Genomic DNA, 22,234 nt, shown 5'->3' on the forward strand with positions numbered 1-22,234 from the left:
AGCTCTTGGCATCTTAGTGTTAACAACTCAGGGCTCACAACTCAGCCATCCCTTAAGCGAATCGAATGAGAGCGGGTGCATCATGGCCTTGGCAGATCTTCAACTTGAACGTTTACTCCAACGCGCCGATCTTTGGCGTGGCGACGCCTATCATCCCCAGCAAGAGGGGCAGGATAGCGGTTATCCCGAGCTTAATCGCCATCTAGGGCAGGGAGGCTGGCCTAATCAGGGGCTATGCGAGATCTTCTCTGCCAGCGAGGGGATTGGCGAGCTGAGCCTTGTACTGCCGCTGATGCGCCGCCTGATCCCTAACATATCGCCCGAAGGCAGTGCTGCCGGGCTGGTGAGCCTGGTGGCGCCGCCTCACGTGCCTTATCCCCAAGCGTTAGCGATGCAGGGGATAGATATCAGCCGCCTCTTGTGGATCGACACCCAGACGGTGAAGGAGCAGCTATGGGCGCTCGAGCAGATCTTAACTAGCGGCGTCTCGCCTCTGGTCTTATGTTGGCTTAAGGAGCTCAGTGTCAGTCAGGCCAGGCGCTTGCAGCTTGCCTGCGAGAAGGGCGAGAGTCTGTGTCTCTGTTATCTGCCAGATAAGATGAAGGAGCAGGCCCATCCCGTGCCGCTGCGTATCGCCTTGCAGGCTAACACCGAGGCAGGAACAGATAGGCCGCTCGAGACCCAGGTAGATATTTTAAAGCGCCGTGGTGGTTGGCCGGCGCCGCGTTTTTCCTTATCGCTTCTGCCCGAGCTATTGGCTCAGAGCCTGATGCTCGATGTGGCTACAGAGAGGGGACAGAAGAAATGGGAGGATGAGCTGGATAGGAAGCTGGATAAGCCTCAGGAGAGCGCCCAAGTCTTGCAAGGTCCCTGGAGTGCTTAGATGCTGTGGCTTGCGGTCTATTTCCCTCACTGGTTACTTCAGTATCAAGGCTACCATCAAGGTTTGCCACGCGACAGCGAGCTGGCCCTCTTCGAGCGTCAGTCCAGTCAGATCCTTATCGCCTCAAGCGTCGCGGCTAAGCTGGGGGTTGAAACGGGTCAGAGTCTGGCGACCGCCCAGGCGCTGAGTCCATCGCTGCAGTTATTAGCCTATGAGCCCTCTTTGAGTCAGGAGGCCAGCCATTGGCTGTGCCAGTGGAGCTATGGTTACAGCGCCAGGGTCGTGCCGCCCGTCTGCCCGTTCCAGCAGGTCAGGCAGAAGAAACCGAATGAGTCGCCGGGCCTGACAGACATCTTGCTGCTGGAGGTCGGCTCGATGGCGAAGGTTTTCGGCGGCCTGGAGAGACTCATCAGCCAGTATCATAAGACAGCCCAGGGTTATGGGCTCGAGTGCCAGTTTGCTCTGGGGGAGAATGCACTGCTGGCTCAGCTGGGGGCCAGATACCGGCCTATGTTCTGGCAGGCCGGTGAGCCATCAGATGACTATAAGCCGCTGTCACAAGAGAATGAGCCGTTGTCACAAGAGAATACGCGATTACTGCAAGACAATGAGCCGCAGGGCATGTCAGTCGCGTCTGCCTATCCCCAAGGCGCAGAGATTGAAGAAGTAGCCCCCGAGGTGTTAGCACACCAGGCCTATGGTCAGGAGGGGCTATCACAGGAGGAGCTATCACAAGAGGAGCTTGTTCAGATCACTCTCGCCCAAATCGCGTCATTGCCGGTTTCAGTCTTGCCATTGCCGCAACATGTGTTGCAGGCCCTTGAGAATATGGGGCTGACCCAGGTTAAGGCGCTGCTTACCTTGCCGCTCAAGGAGCTTGGTGAGCGTTTTGGCGAGACCGTGCTGACCCTACTGGCTTGCCTCAAAGGTCAGCTACCCCAGGTGCATGAGTTTTATCAGGTGCCTGAGTCTTATCGCCACAAGCTGGCCTTGCTCTATGAGGTGAGTCACCTCGAAGGCTTGGCCTTTCCCCTTGGGCGTATGCTAGGGACGCTATCGGCCTATCTTGTACAGCGTCAACAGGCGGTGCTGGCGCTGTCATTAACCTTAGTGTTTCGCGATCTGAATCTAGCCCCGCTGCGCTGTGAGATCCGTTACCCCTTCGCCGAACATAGGGCCGACGCCCTGCTGAAGCTTTGCCGCGTGCAACTGGAGCGTCTTACCCTGGAGTCGCCGGTGACTAGCCTGGCGATTCAGGCCGATACGCTGGTGGCACTGTCGGTGCAGACACCCCATTGGTGGCAGGGTGAGGGGAAGAGCGATGCCAGTATGCGTCTGTTATCCCTGCTTGAGGCGCGTTTAGGGGCAGACAAGGTTAAGGGACTTGAGAATCACAGTCATCACCTGCCGGAGCAGAGCTGGCAGAGCCGCAGCCTTTCTCAAAACCGTCTGGATGCCCAAGGGCGCAAGGGGGCGAGTCAGGATGCTATGGTCTCAGGGAGCAACCTGTGCGCCGAGCCAAGGGCCAGCTATCAGGGGAAGACCCGTGCGCTGAGCGAGGAGGCGACCTTGTTTACGGATCTGTTTCATGGCCTGTGTGACGGCCGCATTCGGCCCAATTGGTTACTGCGTCAGCCTGAGCCAATTGCGCAGGAGTCGGTGAGCCTGCTCAAGGGGCCGGAGCGGCTGCATAGCCCCTGGTCGGCGAGTCCGCCGCGGGATTATTATCTTGCCCGTCGACATCATGGCGGACTCTGCTGGGTGTTTCGCACGCCTGAGGGCTTATTCCTGCAGGGATGGTTTGGTTAATGCGCACCCAATCACAGTACGCCGAATTACACGCTCTCTCCAACTACAGCTTTTTGCGGGGGGCCTCTCACCCCCATGAGCTGGTGGAGCAGGCCAAGCGCCTGGGCTATCAGGCGCTGGCGTTGACCGACGAATGTTCTTTCGCCGGAGTGGTCAAGGCCCATGAGGCGGCTAAGCGCTGCGATCTAAAGTTGATCTTGGGCGCCGAGTTTCATCTCGATGAGGGGCTGTTTGTGCTGCTGGCGCCCAGTCGTCTGGCCTATGGCGAGATCAGCGCCCTGATCACCCAGGCCAGACGGAGTCAGGGTAAGGGCGAGTATAGGGTGAGCCTAGAGGCTATCCTAGCACAGCAACAGAGCCTACTGCTGTGGCGGCCACCGACACTGGCGCAGTTTAGGCAAGGCAGTGGGGGGGCGAGCGCAGAGCCCGATATGTTATCTCGCTATCGTGAGCACATAGGAGGCATAGCCTCACGGCTGGTTTCGGCCTTTTCGGGACGCCTGCATCTCTTGATGGAGCGACTCTTGCTGCCGGGAGAGGCACTTAACCTACAGCAATGGCAATGGCTGAGTCAGGCCCAGGCGATCCCCTGTGTGGCGGCCGGAGGCGTGCGCATGCATGAGGCGGAGCGTCAGCCGCTGCTCGATATCTTGACCTGTATCGCCCATGGGCGGGATCTCGACAGCGGTGCGGCCCTATGCTCCATCAACGCCGAAGCCAGCCTCAAGCCAATAGCGGCGCAGCGTAAACGCTACCCTCAGGCGTGGATCGATAACGCCCTGGCGCTGGCCCGTCGCTGTCATTTTTCCCTGGATGAACTCAAATATGAGTACCCGGTGGAGGTGGTACCAGCGGGCATGCAGGCCAGTGAGTATCTGGCGCAGGCGGTGCGGGAAGGGGCCAAACGGCGTTTTCCGGCCGGGGTGCCCGCTAAGGTGAAGATGCAATATGAGAAGGAGCTGCAATTGATTGCGGCGATGGCCTATGAGTATTTCTTTCTCACCATCTATGACATCGTCTGTTTCGCCAAATCCCAGCAGATCCTCTATCAGGGGCGAGGCTCGGCGGCGAACTCTGTGGTCTGTTACTGCCTGGGGATCACCGAGGTGGATCCCACTAAGATCAACATGTTGTTCGAACGCTTTATCTCTAAGGAGCGTAACGAGCCGCCGGATATCGACGTGGACTTCGAGCATGAGCGGCGCGAGGAGGTGATCCAGTATATCTACCGCAAATATGGCCGTGAGCGTACCGCGCTTGCCGCGGCGGTGATCTGCTACCGTTTCAAGAGTGCCATGGGCGATGTGGGCAAGGCGTTGGGGATAGATGCCGAGCAGATCGCCCTGATGATTAAGCGTATAGATCGCCGGGATCCCAAGCATCACTGGACGACTCAGCTGGCCGCCATGCTGCCAGACTCGGGGCGCGGACGCATGTTGCTGCCCCTGGTGCAGACGCTGATCGGTTTTCCCCGTCACCTGTCACAGCACGTAGGCGGTTTTATCATCTCGGCGGGCCCCTTGTCTGAGCTGGTGCCCATTGAAAATGCGGCCATGGCGGAGCGCACCGTGATCCAGTGGGATAAAGATGATCTAGAGACCCTGGGGCTGCTCAAGGTGGATATCCTGGCGCTGGGTATGTTGACGGCGATTCGCAAGACCTTTGCCTTGCTGAGCCGGCCCGGGAAAGGCTTTTCCATGGCCGATGTGGTCTGGGAGGAGGCCGAGGTCTATCGTATGCTGCAGAAGGGCGACAGCATAGGCGTGTTTCAGGTCGAGTCCCGGGCCCAGAGTGCCATGCTGCCAAGGCTTAAGCCTGCCTGCTATTACGACCTCGTGGTGCAGATCGCCATCGTCAGGCCAGGACCAATCCAGGGGGATATGGTGCATCCCTACCTGAGACGAAGGGACGGCCTGGAAGCGGTGGAGTATCCTAGCCCGGCGGTCGAGTCCGTGTTATCTCGCACCATGGGCGTGCCTATCTTTCAGGAGCAGGTGATCCAGCTGGCCATGGTGGCTGCCGGTTTTAGCGGCGGTGAGGCGGATCAGCTGCGCCGAGCGATGGCAAGCTGGAAACGCACCGGTGAGCTGGATAAGTTTGAGGCTAAGTTACTCAAGGGGATGGCGGCGCGCGGCTACAGCCAAACATTTGCCGAGCAGATTTACCGGCAGATCAAGGGCTTCGGCGAGTACGGTTTTCCCGAGTCCCATTCGGCCAGCTTCGCCCTGCTGGCCTATGTGTCGGCCTATCTTAAGCATCATTATCCGGCGGCCTTCTGCTGCGCCTTACTCAACAGTCAACCCATGGGGTTTTACAGCCCGTCACAGCTGATCCAGGATGTGTTACGTCACCATGTCATGGTGTTGCCGGTATGCGTCAATCACAGCGACTGGGAGAATAGTCTGGTGAGCCTGCAAGAAGGCGAGGAACCGGCGATCCGCCTAGGATTTCGTCAGGTCAAAGGCCTGAGGCATGAGGATATCAAGGTGCTTATCCAGGCGCGCCCAGAGGGGGGCTTTAAGCGAGTCGAGCAGCTCTATGAGATAGGTCTGTCTCAGGGCTGTCTGACCCTACTGGCCAGCGCCGATGCCCTGTTGAGCCTGGCTGGACACAGGTATCAGGCACGCTGGCAACTCAGTGCCTATCAGCCGAGCCTGCCGCTGTTTGATGAACTGCCGCCAGCTTCTAGCCAGGTGGTGTTGGCGCCTCCCAGCGAGATGGCGGCCATGCAGAGTGATTATCGCCACCTGGGACTCAGCCTGGGGCGCCATGTGATGGCACAGCTCAGGAAGCAGATGCCATTTAAAGGCTGTCTGCGCGCCGCGGAGCTATCAGGTTGTCGTCACGGGCAGCTGGTTCGCGTGGCCGGAGTGGTAGTGGGACGTCAGCGTCCGGGAACCGCCTCGGGCGTCACCTTCGTGACGCTGGAAGATGAGACGGGCAACATCAATGTGATCGTCTGGAGCGCCACGGCCAGGGCGCAGCGTCAGCCATTTCTAACATCAAAAATTTTAAAGGTAACCGGCGTACTTGAGACGCAATCTGGTGTATCACATGTTATTGCCGGTAGACTGGATGACCTATCTGGCATGGTGAATGATTTTGAGTCAAGCTCGCGAGATTTTCGTTAGTGCCGAGTGCCTTTGGAGCTGTGCTCAGTTTGCCTCTCCACTGTTTTCCTCTCTACTGAGTGCCTTTCCACCGAGCGCCTTGGCGTTACTCAGTTATGGTGCTTGTCATGGTACTTGTTATGGTTCTTGTTATGGCATTTGTCATAGTACTTTGAGGTATACTCACCGCTTGCATTTTACTTTCATTATTCTGTCATCTTATTTTTTAGGTAGGGGGCTTTCACCTAAGGGTAGAGCGTCTTTCATCAAGGCTTTTCACCGAATGATAGCTGAGAATGCTCCATGGATAAAAACGCCAGGGAAGAGCTTGGGTGAAAGGAAGACGGGAAAAGAGAAACAGAGTGAAGGGAAAACTGGGTGAAAAGTAACAGAGTGAAGGAGAAAGGGTGAAGTTTGTCTTACTAACACACGAGCGGGAATACGATCGCCCCAGTAACACTGGCCAGCTGGCGTTAGCCGCTTTTCCCGAACTTTGTCGCCGCGTGCGCTGGTCTCGGATTGCGCCCGATGAGGCGCTGAAACAAGCCTGCGAGTCGGGTGATGCCCTGTTGCTGTTTCCCAAGGAACCTAACCTTGATCAGGCAGATAATGGGGAGAGTGTGGATGAGGCTGACTCGTCCGTGCAACTTCTGGCAGAGTCATTTCTGAATGAGCAGAACCAGGCTAACCAGTGTGGGATGCAGGGCGTAGGACAGGTGATCATTCTCGATGCCACCTGGCAGGAAGCGAGAAAGATGGTGCGCCAAACGCCCTATCTGCAAGCGGCAAGACGGTTGACCCTAGCAGAGTGCAAGCCCTCCCGTTATCGTCTGAGGCGTAATCAGTTGTCCGAGGGGCTGTGCACCATAGAGTGCATCATTAGCCTGATGAATCGCTTTGGAATGAGCCAAGCGGCGCAGCAGCTCGATGAGGCCTTTGACGCCTTTATGTCGGAGCACTAGGGTTGGAGCACTAGGATTAGAGCGCCTAGGTTAACGCACCTGAGTTAGCGCAGCTGAGTTAGATTATTTGAGTTAGCTTATCTGAATTAAATCACCGTTAGATAGACGCATAAAAAGTGACTGAGGGCGCCGGCTAGGACAAACAGATGCCAGATGGCGTGATTATAAGGGATGCGTTTACCCACGTAGAAGATCACCCCGACACTGTAGAAGATCCCGCCCGCCAAGAGTAGCTGAAAACCCAGTGGGCTCATGGCCGCCAGCAGTTGTTTCATCACTATGACACACAACCAGCCCATCACCAGATAGAGCACCAGGCTAAAGGCCTTGAAGCGATGAATAAACAGCGTCTTGAACAGGATACCACCAAGAGCCAGCGCCCAGATGGCGACTAGAATGGCATCGGCTTCGATACTATCGAGCAGGATCTGCATCAGGGGAGTGTAGGTGCCAGCGATCAGCAGATAGATGGCGCAGTGATCGGCTATCTTGAGTCGATGTTTTAATTTGGGCGCGGAGACGCTGTGATAGAGGGTAGAGCAGAGAAACAGGAGTATGATGCTCCAACAGTAGAGCGCCAATCCACCAAGCTGTAAATCGGTTAGCCTGTCCCATCCCTTGAGTAGCGAAAACACCAATGCCAGGATCCCTGCAATAACCCCCAGGCCATGACTGAGGGCATTGGCTAGCTCTTCGGCCCGACTATAGGGGGCGACGTTTGTCCTTAAGCTGGGATGGGTATCCAAGGTGATCTCTTGGGGGGGCATTGTTTGTGTCCGCATGGTTTGTGGTGGCATTACACTCTCTAAAACTGGTTAGACCTCATTAGTGCGAGTCTAACAGCAAGCTTTCACAAAATAAATGGTTTAGCGTACATATGTACGCTTAAATTGTGTAGCTATGTTTTAGTGTTTGAATATATTGGCTTTTAAATCTCACTCTGTCCACCATGTATCCTTGGAGGAACTTATCGCATCTCATCACCTCTAAAGCGCTAAGTGACCTAAGGAAAGGATAAGTTGGTATTGCGAGTGCTCCCTAAGGATAGTCAGCCTCCCTGGCCGTGCCTCAATTTTAATCTTGATGTTGATCTTGATATCGATGTTGCGCCGTCAGCCTTCAGTCATTTCGTCAATGAGCCTGCCGACAGTCAGCAAGCTAAGCTGACAGAAGCTCCCCTTGCTAAAGGCCTGCTTGCGAGAATCGGCCGGATGGATCTGGCTATCTTCTTGGCTGTCCTTATCACGCATCTTGCACTGCTAACCTTGTTGAGTTGGCAGTTCGAAGGGCCATATTTGCACCGCAGTATGCCGAAGGACAAGAAAGCCATAAGCGCCTATATGCTGACTCAGGCAGAATTGGATGCCATGAGGGCTAGGTCTCATGCTCAACCTCAGTCTCATGCTCAATCTCAACCTAAGTCTAAGCCTCGTTCTCTGCCTGCCAATGCTTCTACACAAACGCCTCCTAGCCCAACACAAAGCGAATTAGATGACAGTGCAAATAGCCAGGCCCTATCGACTGAGGAGAAACCGGCGCCGCAGGGTGCCGTTAAGGCCAATGCCGCGCTGATTAAGCCGTTATCTGCAGAGGAGGTTGCTGCTAGTCGAGCAACCGATATTGAGCCAATTACTACTCAATCCACGAATCCCAACACCACAGATAAAACGGCATCTCAGGCTGTGCCTAAAGCCGAGACTTCTGATGATGATCATAGGGAGGAGAAGGCATTTTCTTTCGAAGATGCGCCGCGCCTTAACCTTAACTCAGATCTTAGCTCTGCTCTTGACCCTGCAGGTGAGCAGACATCAGCCTATTCGGGGGCGGTAAGCACTATGACGGGTGACTACATGGCCAGAGACAGGCAGGCACAGCTGGACAACTTAGTCCAGAGTGCTGCCACAAATGCCACCCAGAAGAAGTCCATGAGTGAGATGGATGGTGATATGAGGGTGTTGGCCCTGCCTAAGGAAAATGAGTATGAGACGGCAATCACCTTAGACAGTAAGCTGGATCCCAATCGTATCGTCAAGATAGGGGATACCTGTTATCGGGTGGTGAGTGTGGCGACGCCGATTAACCCTCATGCGGAAAATCTGGGCTTTCCCTTCAAGTGTGGCATCGATGAGGTGAAACAGGCGATAAAAGAGGGGCTGGATAAGCATCTGAGCATGATGGGAGTGAGTCAAAAAGGGAAAAATTAGCGTGATATATTTTCACTTAAAACATAACTCTTCTTATTACGGTGTTTTAAGTGTTTGTTTTATACTCTATTTTGTTATCGATAATTTTGTTTTTAACTGTGTTGTTTTGGGGGTTGTCACCCTCAATCTCTTAGGTCTATACTGAGGCCCTCTTGTCGGAGTGCCATTAGGCTGAGACCGTTAATTCGGGATCCGTTGAACCTGATCAGGTTAGTCCCTGCGAAGGAAACAAGCATTATATGACCTTAGTGTCGCCGCCGTTTTTATCGGCCTGTCGAAAGCCCGCACTAATGAACAGCGAGCTTAATTCGAGCGACACCCAGCATATTTTTGAATTAGGCCATTTGGCCTGACTCAATGCCCTCAACGCCAACTTCTCCAGACAAGCAACTTCATCTAACCCTATAGTGAGATTGCTTATGTCAACACGTCGTGAAATGCGAGCAGAGGCCCAGGCCTTTATCGATAACCTCAAGCCGCTACAACACCCAAATTCTCAGAAGTTTTACTTAAGCGGTAGCAGGCCAGATCTTAAGGTCGCTATCGGCAGATTTTTCAGTCCGATACCCTGATCGGCGGCACCGCCGAGGCGCCTGTTTATGAGCAGAATCCGCCCATTAACGTCTATGATTGCGCCGGGCCCTATTCAGATCCTAACGCCGATATCGATGTGCGTCACGGCTTGGCAAAGCTGCGTTCTCAGTGGATCGCCGAGCGCGGCGATACCCAGGAACTCGAGCAGGTCAGCTCAGGTTTTACCCAGCAGCGCCTGGCCGATGAAGGCTTAGATCATCTCAGATTCGAGCATCTGCCTAAGCCCAGACGCGCCCTTGATGGCAAGGTGGTGACTCAGATGCACTATGCGAGGCGCGGCATCATCACCCCCGAGATGGAGTATGTGGCCCTGCGTGAAAACATGGCCCGCGAGAGTGTGACCCAAGAGGTGCTTAACCAGCGCGCACCGGGTGAGAGTTTCGGTGCCAAGGTGGGCGAGCCCATTACCCCCGAGTTTGTGCGTCAGGAGCTGGCGGCTGGCCGGGCTATCTTGCCGCTGAACATCAACCACCCCGAGGCCGAACCTATGATCATCGGCCGTAATTTTCTGGTTAAGGTCAATGCCAACATAGGCAATTCGGCGGTCACTTCGTCCATCGAAGAGGAGGTGGAGAAGCTGGTGTGGGCCACCCGCTGGGGGGCAGATACAGTGATGGATCTCTCCACCGGCCGCTACATTCACGAGACCCGCGAGTGGATCATTCGTAACTCACCCGTGCCCATAGGCACTGTGCCCATCTATCAGGCGCTGGAGAAGGTCAATGGCGTCGCTGAAGACCTTACCTGGGAGATCTTCAGAGATACCCTGATAGAGCAGGCCGAACAGGGGGTGGATTACTTTACCATACATGCGGGCGTGCTCCTGCGCTATGTGCCTATGACGGCCAAGCGCCTCACGGGTATCGTCTCCCGTGGCGGTTCTATCATGGCCAAGTGGTGCCTCTCTCATCATAAGGAAAATTTCCTTTATGAACATTTCGATGAGATCTGCAGACTCTGCGCCGCCTACGATGTTTCTTTGTCTCTGGGTGATGGCATGCGCCCAGGCTCCATTGCCGATGCCAACGACGAGGCACAGTTTGCCGAGTTGGAAACCCTCGGCGAGCTGGTGAAGAAGGCCTGGCAGTATGATGTGCAGACCATTATCGAGGGGCCGGGCCATATCCCGATGCAGCTGATCAAGGAGAACATCGATAAGCAGCTCGAGCTGTGCGATGAGGCGCCGTTTTACACTCTGGGGCCGCAAACCACAGACATCGCCCCAGGCTATGATCACTTTACCTCTGGCATAGGCGCGGCGATGATCGCTTGGTATGGCTGCGCCATGCTCTGTTACGTGACGCCTAAGGAACATCTCGGCCTGCCCAACAAGGAAGATGTGAAACAGGGGCTGATCGCCTACAAGATCGCCGCCCATGCTGGTGATGTGGCCAAGGGCCATCCCGGCGCGCAGATCCGCGACAATGCCTTGTCTAAGGCCAGATTCGAGTTTCGCTGGGAAGATCAATACAACCTGGGGCTGGATCCCGACACCGCCAGGGCGTTTCACGACGAGTCACTGCCGCAGGAGTCAGCCAAGGTGGCTCATTTTTGCTCCATGTGCGGTCCCAAGTTCTGCTCGATGAAGATCACTCAAGAGGTACGCGAGTACGCGGCGGCTCAAGCCATCGAGGTAAGAGAGATTGAAGCCTCGGATGTCGATGGTGATAACCCCAAGGCGGATATCCAGCAGGGGATGGCGCAGATGTCGGCCCAGTTTAAGCAAAGTGGTGGTGAGCTCTATCACAGTGCGGCATTGGCTGACGTTGAAGAGGTATAGCCATGTCAGCTGATAAACCTATTGTCTGGACCATTGCCGGTTCAGACAGCGGCGGCGGTGCAGGCATTCAGGCGGATCTGGCGACCATGACGGATCTTGGTTGCCACGCCTGTAGCGTGATAGCCAGCGTGACCGCGCAAAACTCTGTGGCGGTGAATGGTGTCGAGCCGGTGAGTGAGGCCATCTTGCTCGCTCAGCTCGATACCCTGCTGGCCGACTTACCACCAAGGGCGATAAAGATAGGGCTGCTCGCCAATCAGCGGCAGATCCATCTGGTGGCCGACTGGCTGTTGACCCATATTAGGCCGCTCAGGACGAAAGAGGGTCAGCCTATCCCTGTGATCCTCGATCCTGTGATGGTGGCCTCATGCGGTGATGCGCTTGCGGCCCAAGTGAAAATGCAAGGCAAAGCGCAAGGGGAAGAGGGAGAATCCTCAACGCAGCCAAAGCAAGGCGGCCTGGATTTCACACCCTTCAGGGGAGTGCTAAGCCTCATCACCCCGAACCTTAGCGAATTTGGCAGATTGCTGGGAGAAGAGACGACATCGAGGGATGAGATTCTCACCCAGGCTAAGAGGCTGTCAAACCAGTTAGCCTGTCATCTGCTGATCACCGGCGGCGATAAGGGCGCACTCTGGCAAAGCGAATGGGCTGAAGATCTCTTCGTCTGCAACGAGGTGGCGCACACCTCGGCGATACATCAGCATAGAGGATTTTGCCTGAGTAGCGAGCGACTGGACAACCCAAATCATCATGGCAGTGGCTGCACCCTGTCATCGGCGATCGCCAGTTTTCTCGCCCAGGGGCTGGTGCTCCACGATGCCATCTTGATTGCTAAGGCCTATGTGAGCCAAGGCATCAGGTTCGCGAGTGCCGTTGGCGCAGGAGCCGGCCCCTTGGCACGCTGTGGTTGGCCTGCCGGATTAACATCCTTGCCTCTGATTGTCGATGCACAGATGCCGGCCACTTCCCGTCAGTCGCTTAACTTTCCCAAGCTACAACGCCCCATCGGCGTCTACCCAGTGGTCGATAGGCTAGAGACCCTAGAGCAGCTACTGGCAGCAGGTGCCAGTACGGCTCAGCTGAGGATAAAACTTGCCGATGACGGGCTAGCTGATATCAAGCCTGTTGGCGCCCCCGATGAATCGGCGTTAGAGGCTGTAATAAAAGAGGCTATCGCACTGGGCCGAGCATATGATGCTCAGGTGTTTATCAACGATCACTGGCAGCTTGCGCTCAAGCATGGCGCGTTCGGTATCCATCTGGGTCAGGAAGATCTCTGTAGCGCAGATCTCGAGGCGATCGCCAAGGCGGGCATAGCGCTGGGGATCTCTAGTCATGGGGTATTCGAGCTGGCATTGGCAAGTCAGCTTAACCCTTCCTATCTGGCGTTAGGTCATATCTTTCCCACGCCGACCAAATCAATGCCTTCCAATCCCCAGGGGCTTAAACATCTCGCGCACATGGTTGCGCTGTGGGCGCCCAATTGCCCACGAGTGGCGATCGGCGGCATAGATGCTTCACGTCTGGGGCAAGTTAAGCAGACTGGCGTAGAGGCTGTTGCCGTGGTGCGGGCCGTGACTCAGGCTGAATCACCGGGCGAGGCCTATCGTCAGCTCGCCAGCATGTGGGAGATGGCTCATGACGCTCGATGATAAAGCCTTTATCCAATATTCGCGGCAGATCATGTTGCCCGAGGTCGGCGAACAGGGTCAGCAAAAGTTGATGCAGGCGAGCGTGGCCATCGTCGGTATCGGCGGCCTGGGTCAGCTCTGCGCCCAGTACTTGAGCGCAGCCGGTGTCGGCAGACTCATCCTCATCGATGATGACAGAGTCGAGCTCAGTAACCTGCCTCGCCAGATGCTCTTTGGCCAGGCTGATTGTGGTCAGTACAAGGCGAGTGTGGCGGCAGGCAGGCTTAAAAAGGGCGATTGCCAGGTGCGTGATAAACGGGTGCGGCTCGATGATAGCAATGCTCAGGCGCTGCTGTTTAATGCCGATCTGGTGCTCGATTGTAGCGACAACTTCGCCACCCGTCATAGCGTGAATCGCGCCTGCGTGGCGTTAAAGAAGCGCCATGTGGTGGCCTCGGCCGCGCACTTTTCCGGTCAGTTGATGGCATTTGATCTCAATGAGGCGCCGCAACATGGCTGTTATCACTGCCTGTTTCCACAAGATCTCAAGGTGAGCGAAAGTTGCAGCACCATAGGTGTGCTAGGCCCTATGGTGGGCAGCATGGCATCGATGCAGTCACTCCTGGCAATCAAGCTATTGCTGGGATTACCTGGCTTAGGCCTGCTGAACAGGTTCGATGGGTTAACCGGTGAGATGAAGCGGCTTAAGCTTCGCCGCGATCCAGATTGCGCCGTCTGTTCGGCGAAAGAGACGGCGTCAGGAGAAAAAGATGAATGAGATAAGCATAAGTTTAAATGGACAGCTAATTCAGGTGCCCGTCAGTACAAGTCTAGAAGCCATGCTAGAAGCTCAGGCGGTCGCACTGGACAGCGTCGCCTTGGTACGCGGTGGCGAGGTGGTTCCCAAGTCGACCTGGTCTGAGGTTGAGTGTCAGGCTGATGATGTCATTGAAATATTTGGCGTAGTGGCAGGAGGTTAATATGTTAACGATAGGTGATAGTCAGTTCTCTTCCCGCTTGTTTACCGGCACGGGAAAGTTTGCCAGTGCCGATCAGATGCTGGCAGCCCTGGCAGCTAGTGGCTCCCAGTTGGTGACCCTGGCCATGAAGCGAGTCGATCTTAAGGCGGGCTTTGACGACATCTTGGCGCCCATACGCCAGAGTGGCGTCAAGCTGCTGCCCAATACCTCGGGGGCGCGTAATGCCAAGGAGGCGATCTTTGCAGCAGAGCTTGCCAGAGAGGTGCTGGGTACTTCCTGGATAAAGCTTGAGATCCATCCAGATCCCAAATATTTGATGCCGGATCCCATAGAGACCTTTAACGCCGCCAAGGTGCTGTGTGAACGCGGCTTTACTGTTTTGCCCTATGTGCATGCCGATCCTGTGCTGTGTCGCAACTTGGAGTCTGTGGGCTGCGCGGCGGTGATGCCACTCGGTAGCCCTATAGGCTCAAACCGTGGCCTGGAGACGGCGACCTTTTTAAAGATCATTATAGAGCAGGCCAGTGTGCCGGTTGTGGTGGATGCCGGCATCGGCTCTCCTTCTCAGGCGATGGCGGCCATGGAGATGGGGGCAAGTGCCGTGCTGGTTAATACGGCCATTGCCGCCAGTCGCGATCCGGTCAAGATGGCGCTCTGTTTTGCCGATGCCGTCGCCACGGGTCGCAAGGCCTATGAGGCTGGCCTGGCTCAGGTACATCAAAGGGCGATGGCCACCAGCCCCCAGCAGGCGCTTACTGGCTTCTTGACGGAGTAGATCTATGAGTTTCTTGCAAACGTTGAGCGGACTTTCCCGTGAAGAGCTGCGCATGGCGCTGTATTCGACCACCGCTGCCGAGGTTGAAGCGGCTATCGAGGGCGAGCAGGGCAACTTAAGGCATCTTCTGGCGCTGCTGTCGCCGGCAGCCGAGGCCTACCTCGAACCCATGGCGCAGCGAGCCGCCGCCTTAACCCGGCGCCGCTTTGGTCATAACATCGGCCTGTATCTGCCGCTCTATCTCTCTAATCTGTGCGCCAACGAGTGTGACTACTGTGGTTTTACCATGAGTAACAAGCTTAAACGTAAGGTGCTCAGTCTCGATGAGTTGGCGGCGGAGATGGCGGTGATCAAGCCCCAGGGGTTTGACTCCATCTTGCTGGTATCAGGCGAGCACGAGACTAAGGTCGGCATCGACTATTTCTCCGAGGTCTTACCCCTGGTGAAGGCGGAGTTTAGCCATGTGGCCATAGAGGTACAGCCATTGAGCGGCGAGCACTACCGTATCTTGGTCGATAAGGGGCTGGACGCCGTGATGCTGTATCAGGAAACCTATGATCCGGCGACCTATCGTAAGCATCACCTGAGGGGCAACAAGCAGGATTATGGCTATCGGCTTGCCTCGCCGGAGCGGATAGCCGAGGCGGGTGTCGATAAGATAGGGCTTGGGGTGCTATTAGGGCTAGACGATTGGCGCATGGACGCACTCTTGATGGGCTATCACCTAGATTATCTCGAGAGGCGCTTCTGGCGATCGCGTTACAGCATCTCGCTACCCAGGCTCAGGCCCTGTGTCGGGGGGATCGCGCCTAAGGTGCAGTTAACCGACAGAGGCCTGGTGCAGCTCATCTGCGCCTTTCGCCTGTTCAATGAGCAGCTTGAGATCAGCCTGTCCACTCGGGAAAGCCCGAGTCTGAGAGATAACCTCCTCGGACTTGGCATCACCCAGATGAGTGCAGGTAGTCGCACCGAACCCGGTGGCTATGTTAATCCGGCGGCTCAGCTGGATCAGTTTGAGATCAGCGATGAGCGCAGCGCATCTGAGGTTGCCAGCGTTTTACGCGGGCGAGGATTTACCCCTGTGTGGAAGGACTGGGAGGCTGGTTGGATAGGCGCAAGCTAACCAATTCAAGGAGATAGCCGGGCCCACCGCCGGGCTGTACTTTGACCGGGTTTTGATTAATAATTAGCCGTAAGTGTGATTCATGAGAAAGGGCCCTAGATTATGGAAATCCCATCAAGTTTTTCATCCGGTCTTGCCGGTTTGCAAAGTGCCCAGTCTGGCTTGACGCAGGCCACTGTGGATGTTGCTAAACCCAGCCCGCAGCAGGCGAGCGAAGCCGGTGGTACAGAGACGGCTAATCCAGTTAACGCCACAGATAAAACCCAGGCCCTGGTCTCGGCTATCGAATCTAAAAACCAAGGGGAAGCTGCGGTAGAAGTGTTAGAGGCCGCAAACGAGACCCTAGGTACAGTGATAGATATCGAGGTGTAAGTCCGTGGCCGGCGCCATGACTACGCCATCCTTAACGGCAATGCGCCTGAGCGCGTTGCCGTCTTCTTCTGCTCCAACTTCCGTTTTAGCATCCTCTTCAGCCTTAAACTCTGGTTCTATTTCTGGTTCAAAGTCTGGTTCAATTTCAGGCTCAATTTCAGGGGCAATATCAGGCTCAAGGTCCGGTACGGTCAATTCGGCGTCAGTTGCGGCTAATCGCGCGGCAAGCGCAAGCCTCAAGGCGAACACGGCAGGTTCTTTGCCTGCATCTTCGGCTATCACTTCCAGCGTGACTTCCAGCATTTCCAATTCAGGCAGTTCATCCGGCCAAGGGGGGTATAGTCTCTCCCGTGGCCCACTTGGGATTGATGGATTGCTTAATCAAGTCTCCAGCCCGGGACTCGGTGATGGTGGTGCAGGCTCCCATCAAAGCGTATTTTCGGGAGCAAGTGGCATAGGAACGCAAGCTAAAGATTCACGTATGGGTAATGGCTTGCCAAGCGCTGATCCCGCTAGAGGCCCAGGTAGAGAAGGGCGTGACACTAATGGGGCCAGCGCAGTTGATGGGGAAAAGCCCCGAGTCGATATTTTTGGCCGAGCGGATGAAACATCTGGTGAGGCGTACAATCCCTTTACCGATGAGCAGCAAGATACCGCGGGGCGAGAGAATGGCCTAAGGCAAGAGTCTAGCCCAGGGCCAGATGCCGAGCTTGCCCGTCAGGAGGCTGAGCTGAAAGAACTTTCGCGACGCGACGCCGAGGTCAGAGCCCACGAGCAGGCCCATGCCAGCGTCGGCGGCACCTTTGCCCGCAGCCCAAGCTTTAAGTATGAACAGGGCAGCGATGGCAGGCGTTATGCGGTAGATGGTGAGGTGTCGATCGATATCTCCTCCATTCCCGGCGATCCGTTAGCGACCCTGAATAAGATGAAACAGGTCTATGCGGCGGCGATGGCGCCAGTGACACCTTCGATGGCCGATATTCGGGTGGCGAGCGAAGCCCTGCGTAAGATGAATACGGCGAAGGCGGAGCTGGCAAAGGCGCGCCAGGAAAGTACCATTTCCCCACAGCAGACGCAGCCACTTATCGATGCTGGTAAGAGCGAGCAGCAGCGCCAGTTGCCCGAACCTGTAACCCCAAGGGTGAGTGGTAGTGTGGATAATGAGGGCAAGATCTCAGGCGCGAGAGTCGACTCACCGTCGCCGCTCGATGATGACATTTCACCTTCGCAATCAATAGAGAGGATAAGCCGTCATATCCTTGCATCCGATGGCCTTGTTTTTACCTCTGAAGCCCTGTCGATGCGTTATCAATCGGGCGAATCTCAATCTTCATCATTCACTTTCACCCTCTAAAACCGAATGATTTTTAAGGATCAACTGTTCCAGCAGTTGTGAGGCGGGCCCTTGCTTGTCGCGATTGGGAATAACCAAGCTCAGGGGCACCTGGCGATGAGTCGATCCCCTCAGGGTCAAGCGGGCCAGGCGACCTTCCTTGATGGCGTCGCAAACCAGATGGCTGGGGATCCAGCAAAATCCCAGGCCCTTGGCCAACACGACTAAGGCCTCATGAAAATTGGCTACCGTCCAGCGCCGTTCGGCCTTGAGCCAACCCAGTTCACCGCGGGCGATCTGACCCGTATCTTTGATCACTATCTGCAACTGCTCCGCCAGGGTTTGATCGTCCAGGGGCATCGCCATGCTTGCCAGAGGATGAGAAGGGTGGCAGACCAGTTGAAAATCCACGTTGCACAATGGCTGGGCCAGGTGGCCTTTCGGCGGCGTGCCGCCTATGATGGCGAGATCCACGGTTTCCGACTCCACCAGTTCGGCGCTGCCGCTGATCACCGAGTCTAAGACGGTGATGCGGGTGCCACGTCCCAGAGGTTCGAACTCGGCCAGGGCGTCGATGAGGTGTTCCATGGGATAGATTATTTCCCTGGAGATCAACAGACTCGGTTCCCAGCCTTTTTCCAGGTTGCTGGCCAACTGCTCTAGCTCGCTCACCGAGCGGGTGATGTGACGCGAACGTCTAAGCAGTACCTCGCCGCTCTCGGTGAGATAAGCCTTTCGGCCTCTCACTTCCAGTAGGGCAACTCCTAACTGGGTTTGAAGCTTGGCCACCGCATGGTTGAGAGATGACTGGCTCTTATTGAGCTTTTCTGCCGCCTGGGCGTAGCCACCATAGTCGACGACGGCCTGTAGAATACGCCATTGTTCGAAGGTCGATTTAGCCTGACTCATGCTGATCCTGGACTCCTACTGTTTAACGCCCTGAGACTTCGTTTTCTCGGATTTTACGCCATCGCCATCGGTTTTGATGCTCACCAACTTAGGCAGATACTTCTTGGTCGCCTTGAGTCGATGGAAATAGGGGCCCTGATGCAGTGTCTTGGGCCAGTCCAGCAGCATCATGGCTAATACGTTGCGATGCTCGCCCAGGGCAAGATCGGGATTACCTCGGGGTGAAGGGATGGTCTGCACCTTAGGATCGAAGGCTGTCATGATGTGAGCCTGGGTCTTCTTCACTACGGGGTTGTCCGACATGCCTGCCAGATGGAAGCTTATGCCGACTTCGGCGATGATATCGTCGGTGGCATCACGCAGGATCCTGTCTATGTTGGCCTCGAAATAATCCAAGATCCAGGCAAATTCCTTGCTATCGACCGGATGCTGATAATACTCGCTGGCGGCAAAGATAAAGTGGGTCATGCCGTAGATCTTATTGCGGAACTGCTTCTTGTCGAGCTTAGGGTCGCGGCTCTGGGGATAGACGCGATTGAAACCCGCCTTGTACTCCTGCACATAGTCGCCCACACCGAGCTGTTTGGCCCAGTAAACATAGTTGACGAGCTGCGCGGCCCAGGCTTCGATCATCGCCTTGTCGGTGAGTCCGCGTTTAAGGTCGGTCGCCTTTAGGGCCTTGACCAACTTGTCGTGACAGGGCCCTTGCAGGCCAAACTCGTCGATGCGGCTGGAGAACCTCAGTAGCACGTCGGTGTAGAAGAGAAACTCAGGGAAGGGGGCGAGCGCCTTCTTACGCGCCTTGGCTCTGGGGCCCTTACCCAATACATCGATGGCCGCCTGAGCCTCATTCTCTATAAAACCAGGCTGGTCCAGCCGACAGGCATAAAACGCCTGAGACTCGGTGACGGCGTATAGGTCGACTAAAGCGGCATTGGCATACTTATCATCTCCCGTCATGCGATAGAGGCGGATACCATAGTGCCCCTGCACTCTAGGAGGGAGTTGATAGAGATGATCTTCAAGGTTTTGTTGAATCGCCTGCTTGACCCCTTGTGCATCCTGCGAAGTGGCGGTCTCTGCCGACGCTCCTAGGCTGGGTAGCAGCAGGCTTGATGTGAGCGCGAGAGCCCCGATGAGTCTAGTGTACGGGCTTAAGTTGAACATGTTGGCTCCTTTCTAGGATGGTGGCGACTGACTGTGCACTGCCAAAAATCAAATTGAGTTGCTCATCGAGAGACAGTTGTTGCTCGTTGATGAGGAGGAGTTCGAACACGGCCTTATCTTCCTGGTGTGTGTCGCTCAGGATCTGCTCTGCAAGGCTCTGATGCCACAGAGTGAGATAGTAGAGGGGGCCCTGAGTGACGGCGCCGGTAAAGCTAAACAGGGCATCATCGGCTTCAGGCCAAGGCTCGCCGAAACTCAGGGCAAATTCCTGATTTAGGTCGCGATAGAGGCGATGTTCGGGTGCCTGATATGCCCACAAGGCTAGCTTGCTGCGAAACACCTTGAGCTGGGATGCAAACTCCTTAAGCCGGGCCTCGCGGCTATCTCTGGGCAACTGGGGAAGCAGCCGCTTCGACAGGTATTGACTCAGCCAGAGGCTGGCGATCGCCTGGCCATCGCCTAAGGTGTTGTTGAGATAGTAACGCCCGCCTGCGAGCAGGCGAGAGACCATATCGGCGGCGGCGATGATCAGCTGCTCTTGACCGCGATAGTCATCGAGCTCATCCGGCAGCGTGAGGGTGACCTGGCCAAACTGTTGGCCCACTACGCTTTGCCTTAGCGGACTCAACTGGGTTTTTGCCCCTCGATGAGTCGCCGCCTGGCTGAGAAAGATATCCCCCAGTAAACGCCCCTGGTGCCACAGACGCAGCATGTCGGTGTTGATGGTCTCAAACTGCAAGCCAAATGGCTCAAGCTCTTGCTGAATATCACTCAGCAGCTGTCGAACCGATAGGGGCCTAACCTCGACTTTGGCATGGTCTGCAAGCACAGCGCCCAAGCGCCAGGGAGCCGGCGCTATCTGGGTTTGACTATCTAGATATTGTTTGACCTGCACCGGGCTCGCAAGTTGCTGATGGCTGAGTGCCCAGCTGGCATAGTCGAGAGCATCATGTTCCTCTGCTATCGCCTGTTTGGTCTCGAGGATGAGGGACATGGCGGCCAGGTTTTTCTGCTTGGCCCGGGTTTGGTAGGCCTGCCATACCTGGCGCTTACAGGTTTCATCTGGCTGATGGATCAGATAGCTGGCGATTGAGTTATCGAAGGCCTGCGCCTGAGCCTCTTTGGATTTAGCCTCTTTGGATTTAGCTTCGTCGGATTTGGCTTCATCGTCGAGGCGACACCGACTCTCACCTATGATGAGTGACAGATCTTTCTGTCTTAGTCCGTGGGCGATATTTGCCTGAGCGGTATGGATCTTTGCCTTCTGTACCTGGTCAATCTGCTCGGCTATCTGCTGCGTAAGCCGTCGGCCGAGTTGGCGGAGATCTGACACTTGGCTGCGCGCCCATTGTCGGCTCTGTGTTTTGAGCCAAGGGTCTTTGGCTAGGCGCTCAAACTCATCGGCGAGATGCAGCTGACACTGCAATAAGACCTCTTTATCCTGGGCATTCAATGGATAGTGACGATAGAAGCGCACGCTGTCTTTGAGATTAAACAGGCCTAGCAACTCTCGCTCGAGCCTCACGCTGGCGCCTTGAGGAGTCTCGCTGGCCTGAGCCTGGGACAGTGATACCTGGTAGTCGATGCACTGCTTGCTCAGCAGTGTGATAGGAGAGGCGGCCTGGGCCGCCACGCTGTAGTTAAGCGCCAGGGAGACTGCTAAAATGCGTTTTAGCATAGGCGACGCGCTCTTCCACTGACATAGATTGGTTTTTCATCTGCTCGACATGCTTAAGTCGCGGCAGCAAGCCCTGGGCATTGGCTATTTGAATTGCAAGACCCGGGCGCGCATTCAGCTCAAGCAGCAAGGGCCCCAGCTTTTGGTCCAGTACCATGTCTGTGCCCAGATACCCCAGTTCACTCATCTCATACGCCTTGGAGGCCGTATGCAAAAGGGTATCCCAGTGAGGCACCTGGATCTCGGTGAGTTTCTTGTCGGTATCCGGGTGCAGGTCTAGGGGGCGGTCAAACTGTACCGCATGCAGGCCTCTGCCGGTGGCGATATCCAGGCCGACGCCCACTGCACCCTGGTGCAGGTTGGCCTTACCATCGGATGCGGCCGTCGATAGTCTCAGCATCCCCATGACGGGAAAGCCCTTAAAGACGATCAGGCGAATATCGGGTACACCCTCGAAGGAGTAGCCGTCGAAAACGGGATCGAACTCGATGAGCCCCTCGACGATGGCCACATCAGGCTTACCGCCGAGAGAGAAGAGGCCACTGAGTATGTTAGAGATGTGGCGGTCGATTTCGCTGGGCGTGACCTCGTGGCCATTAGGCTTAAAATAATGGCCATTCTCTACCTTAGTGATCACCAAGATCCCTTTACCGCCGGAGCCCTGTGAGGGTTTGATCACGAAGCCGTCGCGGTTGTTAACCATCTCAGGGATATGCATGATCTCATGTTGCTGGCAGACGGTACCGATAAGCGCAGGCACGGCGATGTCGTTCGCCAGTGCCAACTGCTTGGTGGTTAACTTATCGTCCACGCGCTTGTAGAACTTGCGTTGGTTATACCGACCTATGTAGTCGATATTACGCTTGTTCATGCCAAGCACGCCGTTATCCCTTAGTCTTAGCGGATTTGCAAATAGCATGG

19 protein-coding genes, 1 pseudogene and 1 riboswitch are annotated in these 22,234 nt (G+C 55.7%); of the genes and pseudogenes, 13 read left to right on the plus strand and 7 right to left on the minus strand.

What is annotated here, in order from left to right; all coding sequences use genetic code 11:
- Window positions 1-82 precede the first annotated feature (82 nt).
- From imuA to DB48_RS15560, 4 genes are all read left to right on the plus strand, one after another.
- Window positions 83-883 (plus strand): translesion DNA synthesis-associated protein ImuA, encoded by an 801-nt coding sequence (gene imuA, locus DB48_RS19730; RefSeq protein ID WP_052813821.1) that lies wholly within the window; start codon window positions 83-85, stop codon window positions 881-883.
- Window positions 884-2,692 (plus strand): Y-family DNA polymerase, encoded by a 1,809-nt coding sequence (locus DB48_RS15550; protein ID WP_041511143.1) that lies wholly within the window; start codon window positions 884-886, stop codon window positions 2,690-2,692.
- Window positions 2,692-5,823, plus strand: coding sequence for an error-prone DNA polymerase (locus tag DB48_RS15555; protein ID WP_041511144.1), 3,132 nt, complete (start codon window positions 2,692-2,694; stop codon window positions 5,821-5,823). Before DB48_RS15550 ends, DB48_RS15555 begins: the two co-directional genes overlap by 1 nt.
- 386 nt (window positions 5,824-6,209) lie before the next feature.
- Window positions 6,210-6,764, plus strand: a complete 555-nt coding sequence (locus DB48_RS15560) for a DTW domain-containing protein (RefSeq protein WP_041511145.1) — start codon at window positions 6,210-6,212, stop codon at window positions 6,762-6,764.
- An 86-nt stretch (window positions 6,765-6,850) separates the two neighbouring features.
- On the opposite strand, the gene trhA is transcribed toward DB48_RS15560, so the two are convergent.
- On the minus strand, window positions 6,851-7,531 hold the full coding sequence (gene trhA, locus DB48_RS15565) for a PAQR family membrane homeostasis protein TrhA (RefSeq protein ID WP_041511146.1): 681 nt from the start codon (window positions 7,529-7,531) through the stop codon (window positions 6,851-6,853).
- Window positions 7,532-7,876: 345 nt separating this feature from the next.
- The gene (locus DB48_RS20245) at window positions 7,877-8,014 is read right to left on the minus strand and encodes a hypothetical protein (protein WP_160290155.1); all 138 of its coding nucleotides are present in this window, start codon (window positions 8,012-8,014) and stop codon (window positions 7,877-7,879) included.
- A 57-nt stretch (window positions 8,015-8,071) separates the two neighbouring features.
- Between DB48_RS20245 and DB48_RS15570 the strand changes: the two genes are divergently transcribed.
- From DB48_RS15570 to DB48_RS15605, 8 genes and pseudogenes are all read left to right on the plus strand, one after another.
- Window positions 8,072-8,968 (plus strand): hypothetical protein, encoded by an 897-nt coding sequence (locus DB48_RS15570; RefSeq protein ID WP_152619178.1) that lies wholly within the window; start codon window positions 8,072-8,074, stop codon window positions 8,966-8,968.
- Window positions 8,969-9,114: 146 nt separating this feature from the next.
- Window positions 9,115-9,213, plus strand: a riboswitch (TPP riboswitch).
- 174 nt (window positions 9,214-9,387) lie between these two features.
- Window positions 9,388-11,342: pseudogene (thiC, locus tag DB48_RS15575) on the plus strand (phosphomethylpyrimidine synthase ThiC).
- Window positions 11,343-11,344: 2 nt separating this feature from the next.
- Window positions 11,345-12,997: a thiamine phosphate synthase gene (thiE, locus tag DB48_RS15580; protein ID WP_041511148.1), complete on the plus strand. Its 1,653-nt coding sequence runs from the start codon at window positions 11,345-11,347 to the stop codon at window positions 12,995-12,997.
- On the plus strand, window positions 12,984-13,754 hold the full coding sequence (locus tag DB48_RS15585) for a HesA/MoeB/ThiF family protein (RefSeq protein WP_052813822.1): 771 nt from the start codon (window positions 12,984-12,986) through the stop codon (window positions 13,752-13,754). The genes thiE and DB48_RS15585 overlap by 14 nt, the downstream gene beginning before the upstream one ends.
- A complete protein-coding gene (gene thiS / locus DB48_RS15590) occupies window positions 13,747-13,956 on the plus strand; it encodes a sulfur carrier protein ThiS (protein WP_052813823.1) in 210 nt (69 codons plus the stop codon). The genes DB48_RS15585 and thiS overlap by 8 nt, the downstream gene beginning before the upstream one ends.
- A gap of 1 nt (window position 13,957) precedes the next feature.
- Window positions 13,958-14,731, plus strand: a complete 774-nt coding sequence (locus DB48_RS15595; RefSeq protein WP_041511150.1) for a thiazole synthase — start codon at window positions 13,958-13,960, stop codon at window positions 14,729-14,731.
- A gap of 4 nt (window positions 14,732-14,735) precedes the next feature.
- Window positions 14,736-15,854 (plus strand): 2-iminoacetate synthase ThiH, encoded by a 1,119-nt coding sequence (thiH, locus tag DB48_RS15600; protein WP_041511151.1) that lies wholly within the window; start codon window positions 14,736-14,738, stop codon window positions 15,852-15,854.
- Between the two features lie 102 nt (window positions 15,855-15,956).
- Window positions 15,957-16,226, plus strand: a complete 270-nt coding sequence (locus tag DB48_RS15605; RefSeq protein WP_041511152.1) for a hypothetical protein — start codon at window positions 15,957-15,959, stop codon at window positions 16,224-16,226.
- On the opposite strand, the gene DB48_RS20150 is transcribed toward DB48_RS15605, so the two are convergent.
- Window positions 16,197-16,535 (minus strand): hypothetical protein, encoded by a 339-nt coding sequence (locus DB48_RS20150; RefSeq protein WP_160290156.1) that lies wholly within the window; start codon window positions 16,533-16,535, stop codon window positions 16,197-16,199. The two genes, DB48_RS15605 and DB48_RS20150, sit on opposite strands and share 30 nt — an antisense overlap.
- A 64-nt stretch (window positions 16,536-16,599) precedes the next feature.
- On the opposite strand from DB48_RS20150, the gene DB48_RS15615 reads away from it, so the two are divergent.
- Window positions 16,600-17,580, plus strand: a complete 981-nt coding sequence (locus DB48_RS15615) for a putative metalloprotease CJM1_0395 family protein (RefSeq protein WP_152619179.1) — start codon at window positions 16,600-16,602, stop codon at window positions 17,578-17,580.
- Here DB48_RS15615 and DB48_RS15620 read toward each other — a convergent pair.
- The 4 genes from DB48_RS15620 to DB48_RS15635 are packed head-to-tail and all read right to left on the minus strand — an operon-like array spanning window position 17,560 to window position 22,232.
- Window positions 17,560-18,468, minus strand: coding sequence for a LysR family transcriptional regulator (locus DB48_RS15620; RefSeq protein WP_041511154.1), 909 nt, complete (start codon window positions 18,466-18,468; stop codon window positions 17,560-17,562). The two genes, DB48_RS15615 and DB48_RS15620, sit on opposite strands and share 21 nt — an antisense overlap.
- Before the next feature lie 15 nt (window positions 18,469-18,483).
- Window positions 18,484-19,635 carry a DUF3541 domain-containing protein gene (locus tag DB48_RS15625; protein WP_041511155.1) on the minus strand — a complete coding sequence of 384 codons (1,152 nt, stop codon included), beginning with the start codon at window positions 19,633-19,635 and terminating at the stop codon, window positions 18,484-18,486.
- Window positions 19,610-21,313: a hypothetical protein gene (locus DB48_RS15630; protein WP_041511156.1), complete on the minus strand. Its 1,704-nt coding sequence runs from the start codon at window positions 21,311-21,313 to the stop codon at window positions 19,610-19,612. Before DB48_RS15630 ends, DB48_RS15625 begins: the two co-directional genes overlap by 26 nt.
- Window positions 21,276-22,232: an alpha-L-glutamate ligase-like protein gene (locus DB48_RS15635; RefSeq protein WP_041511157.1), complete on the minus strand. Its 957-nt coding sequence runs from the start codon at window positions 22,230-22,232 to the stop codon at window positions 21,276-21,278. Before DB48_RS15635 ends, DB48_RS15630 begins: the two co-directional genes overlap by 38 nt.
- Window positions 22,233-22,234: the final 2 nt, after the last annotated feature.

It is taken from the genome of Shewanella sp. cp20, assembly GCF_000832025.1.
In the GTDB taxonomy this organism is placed as follows: domain Bacteria; phylum Pseudomonadota; class Gammaproteobacteria; order Enterobacterales; family Shewanellaceae; genus Shewanella.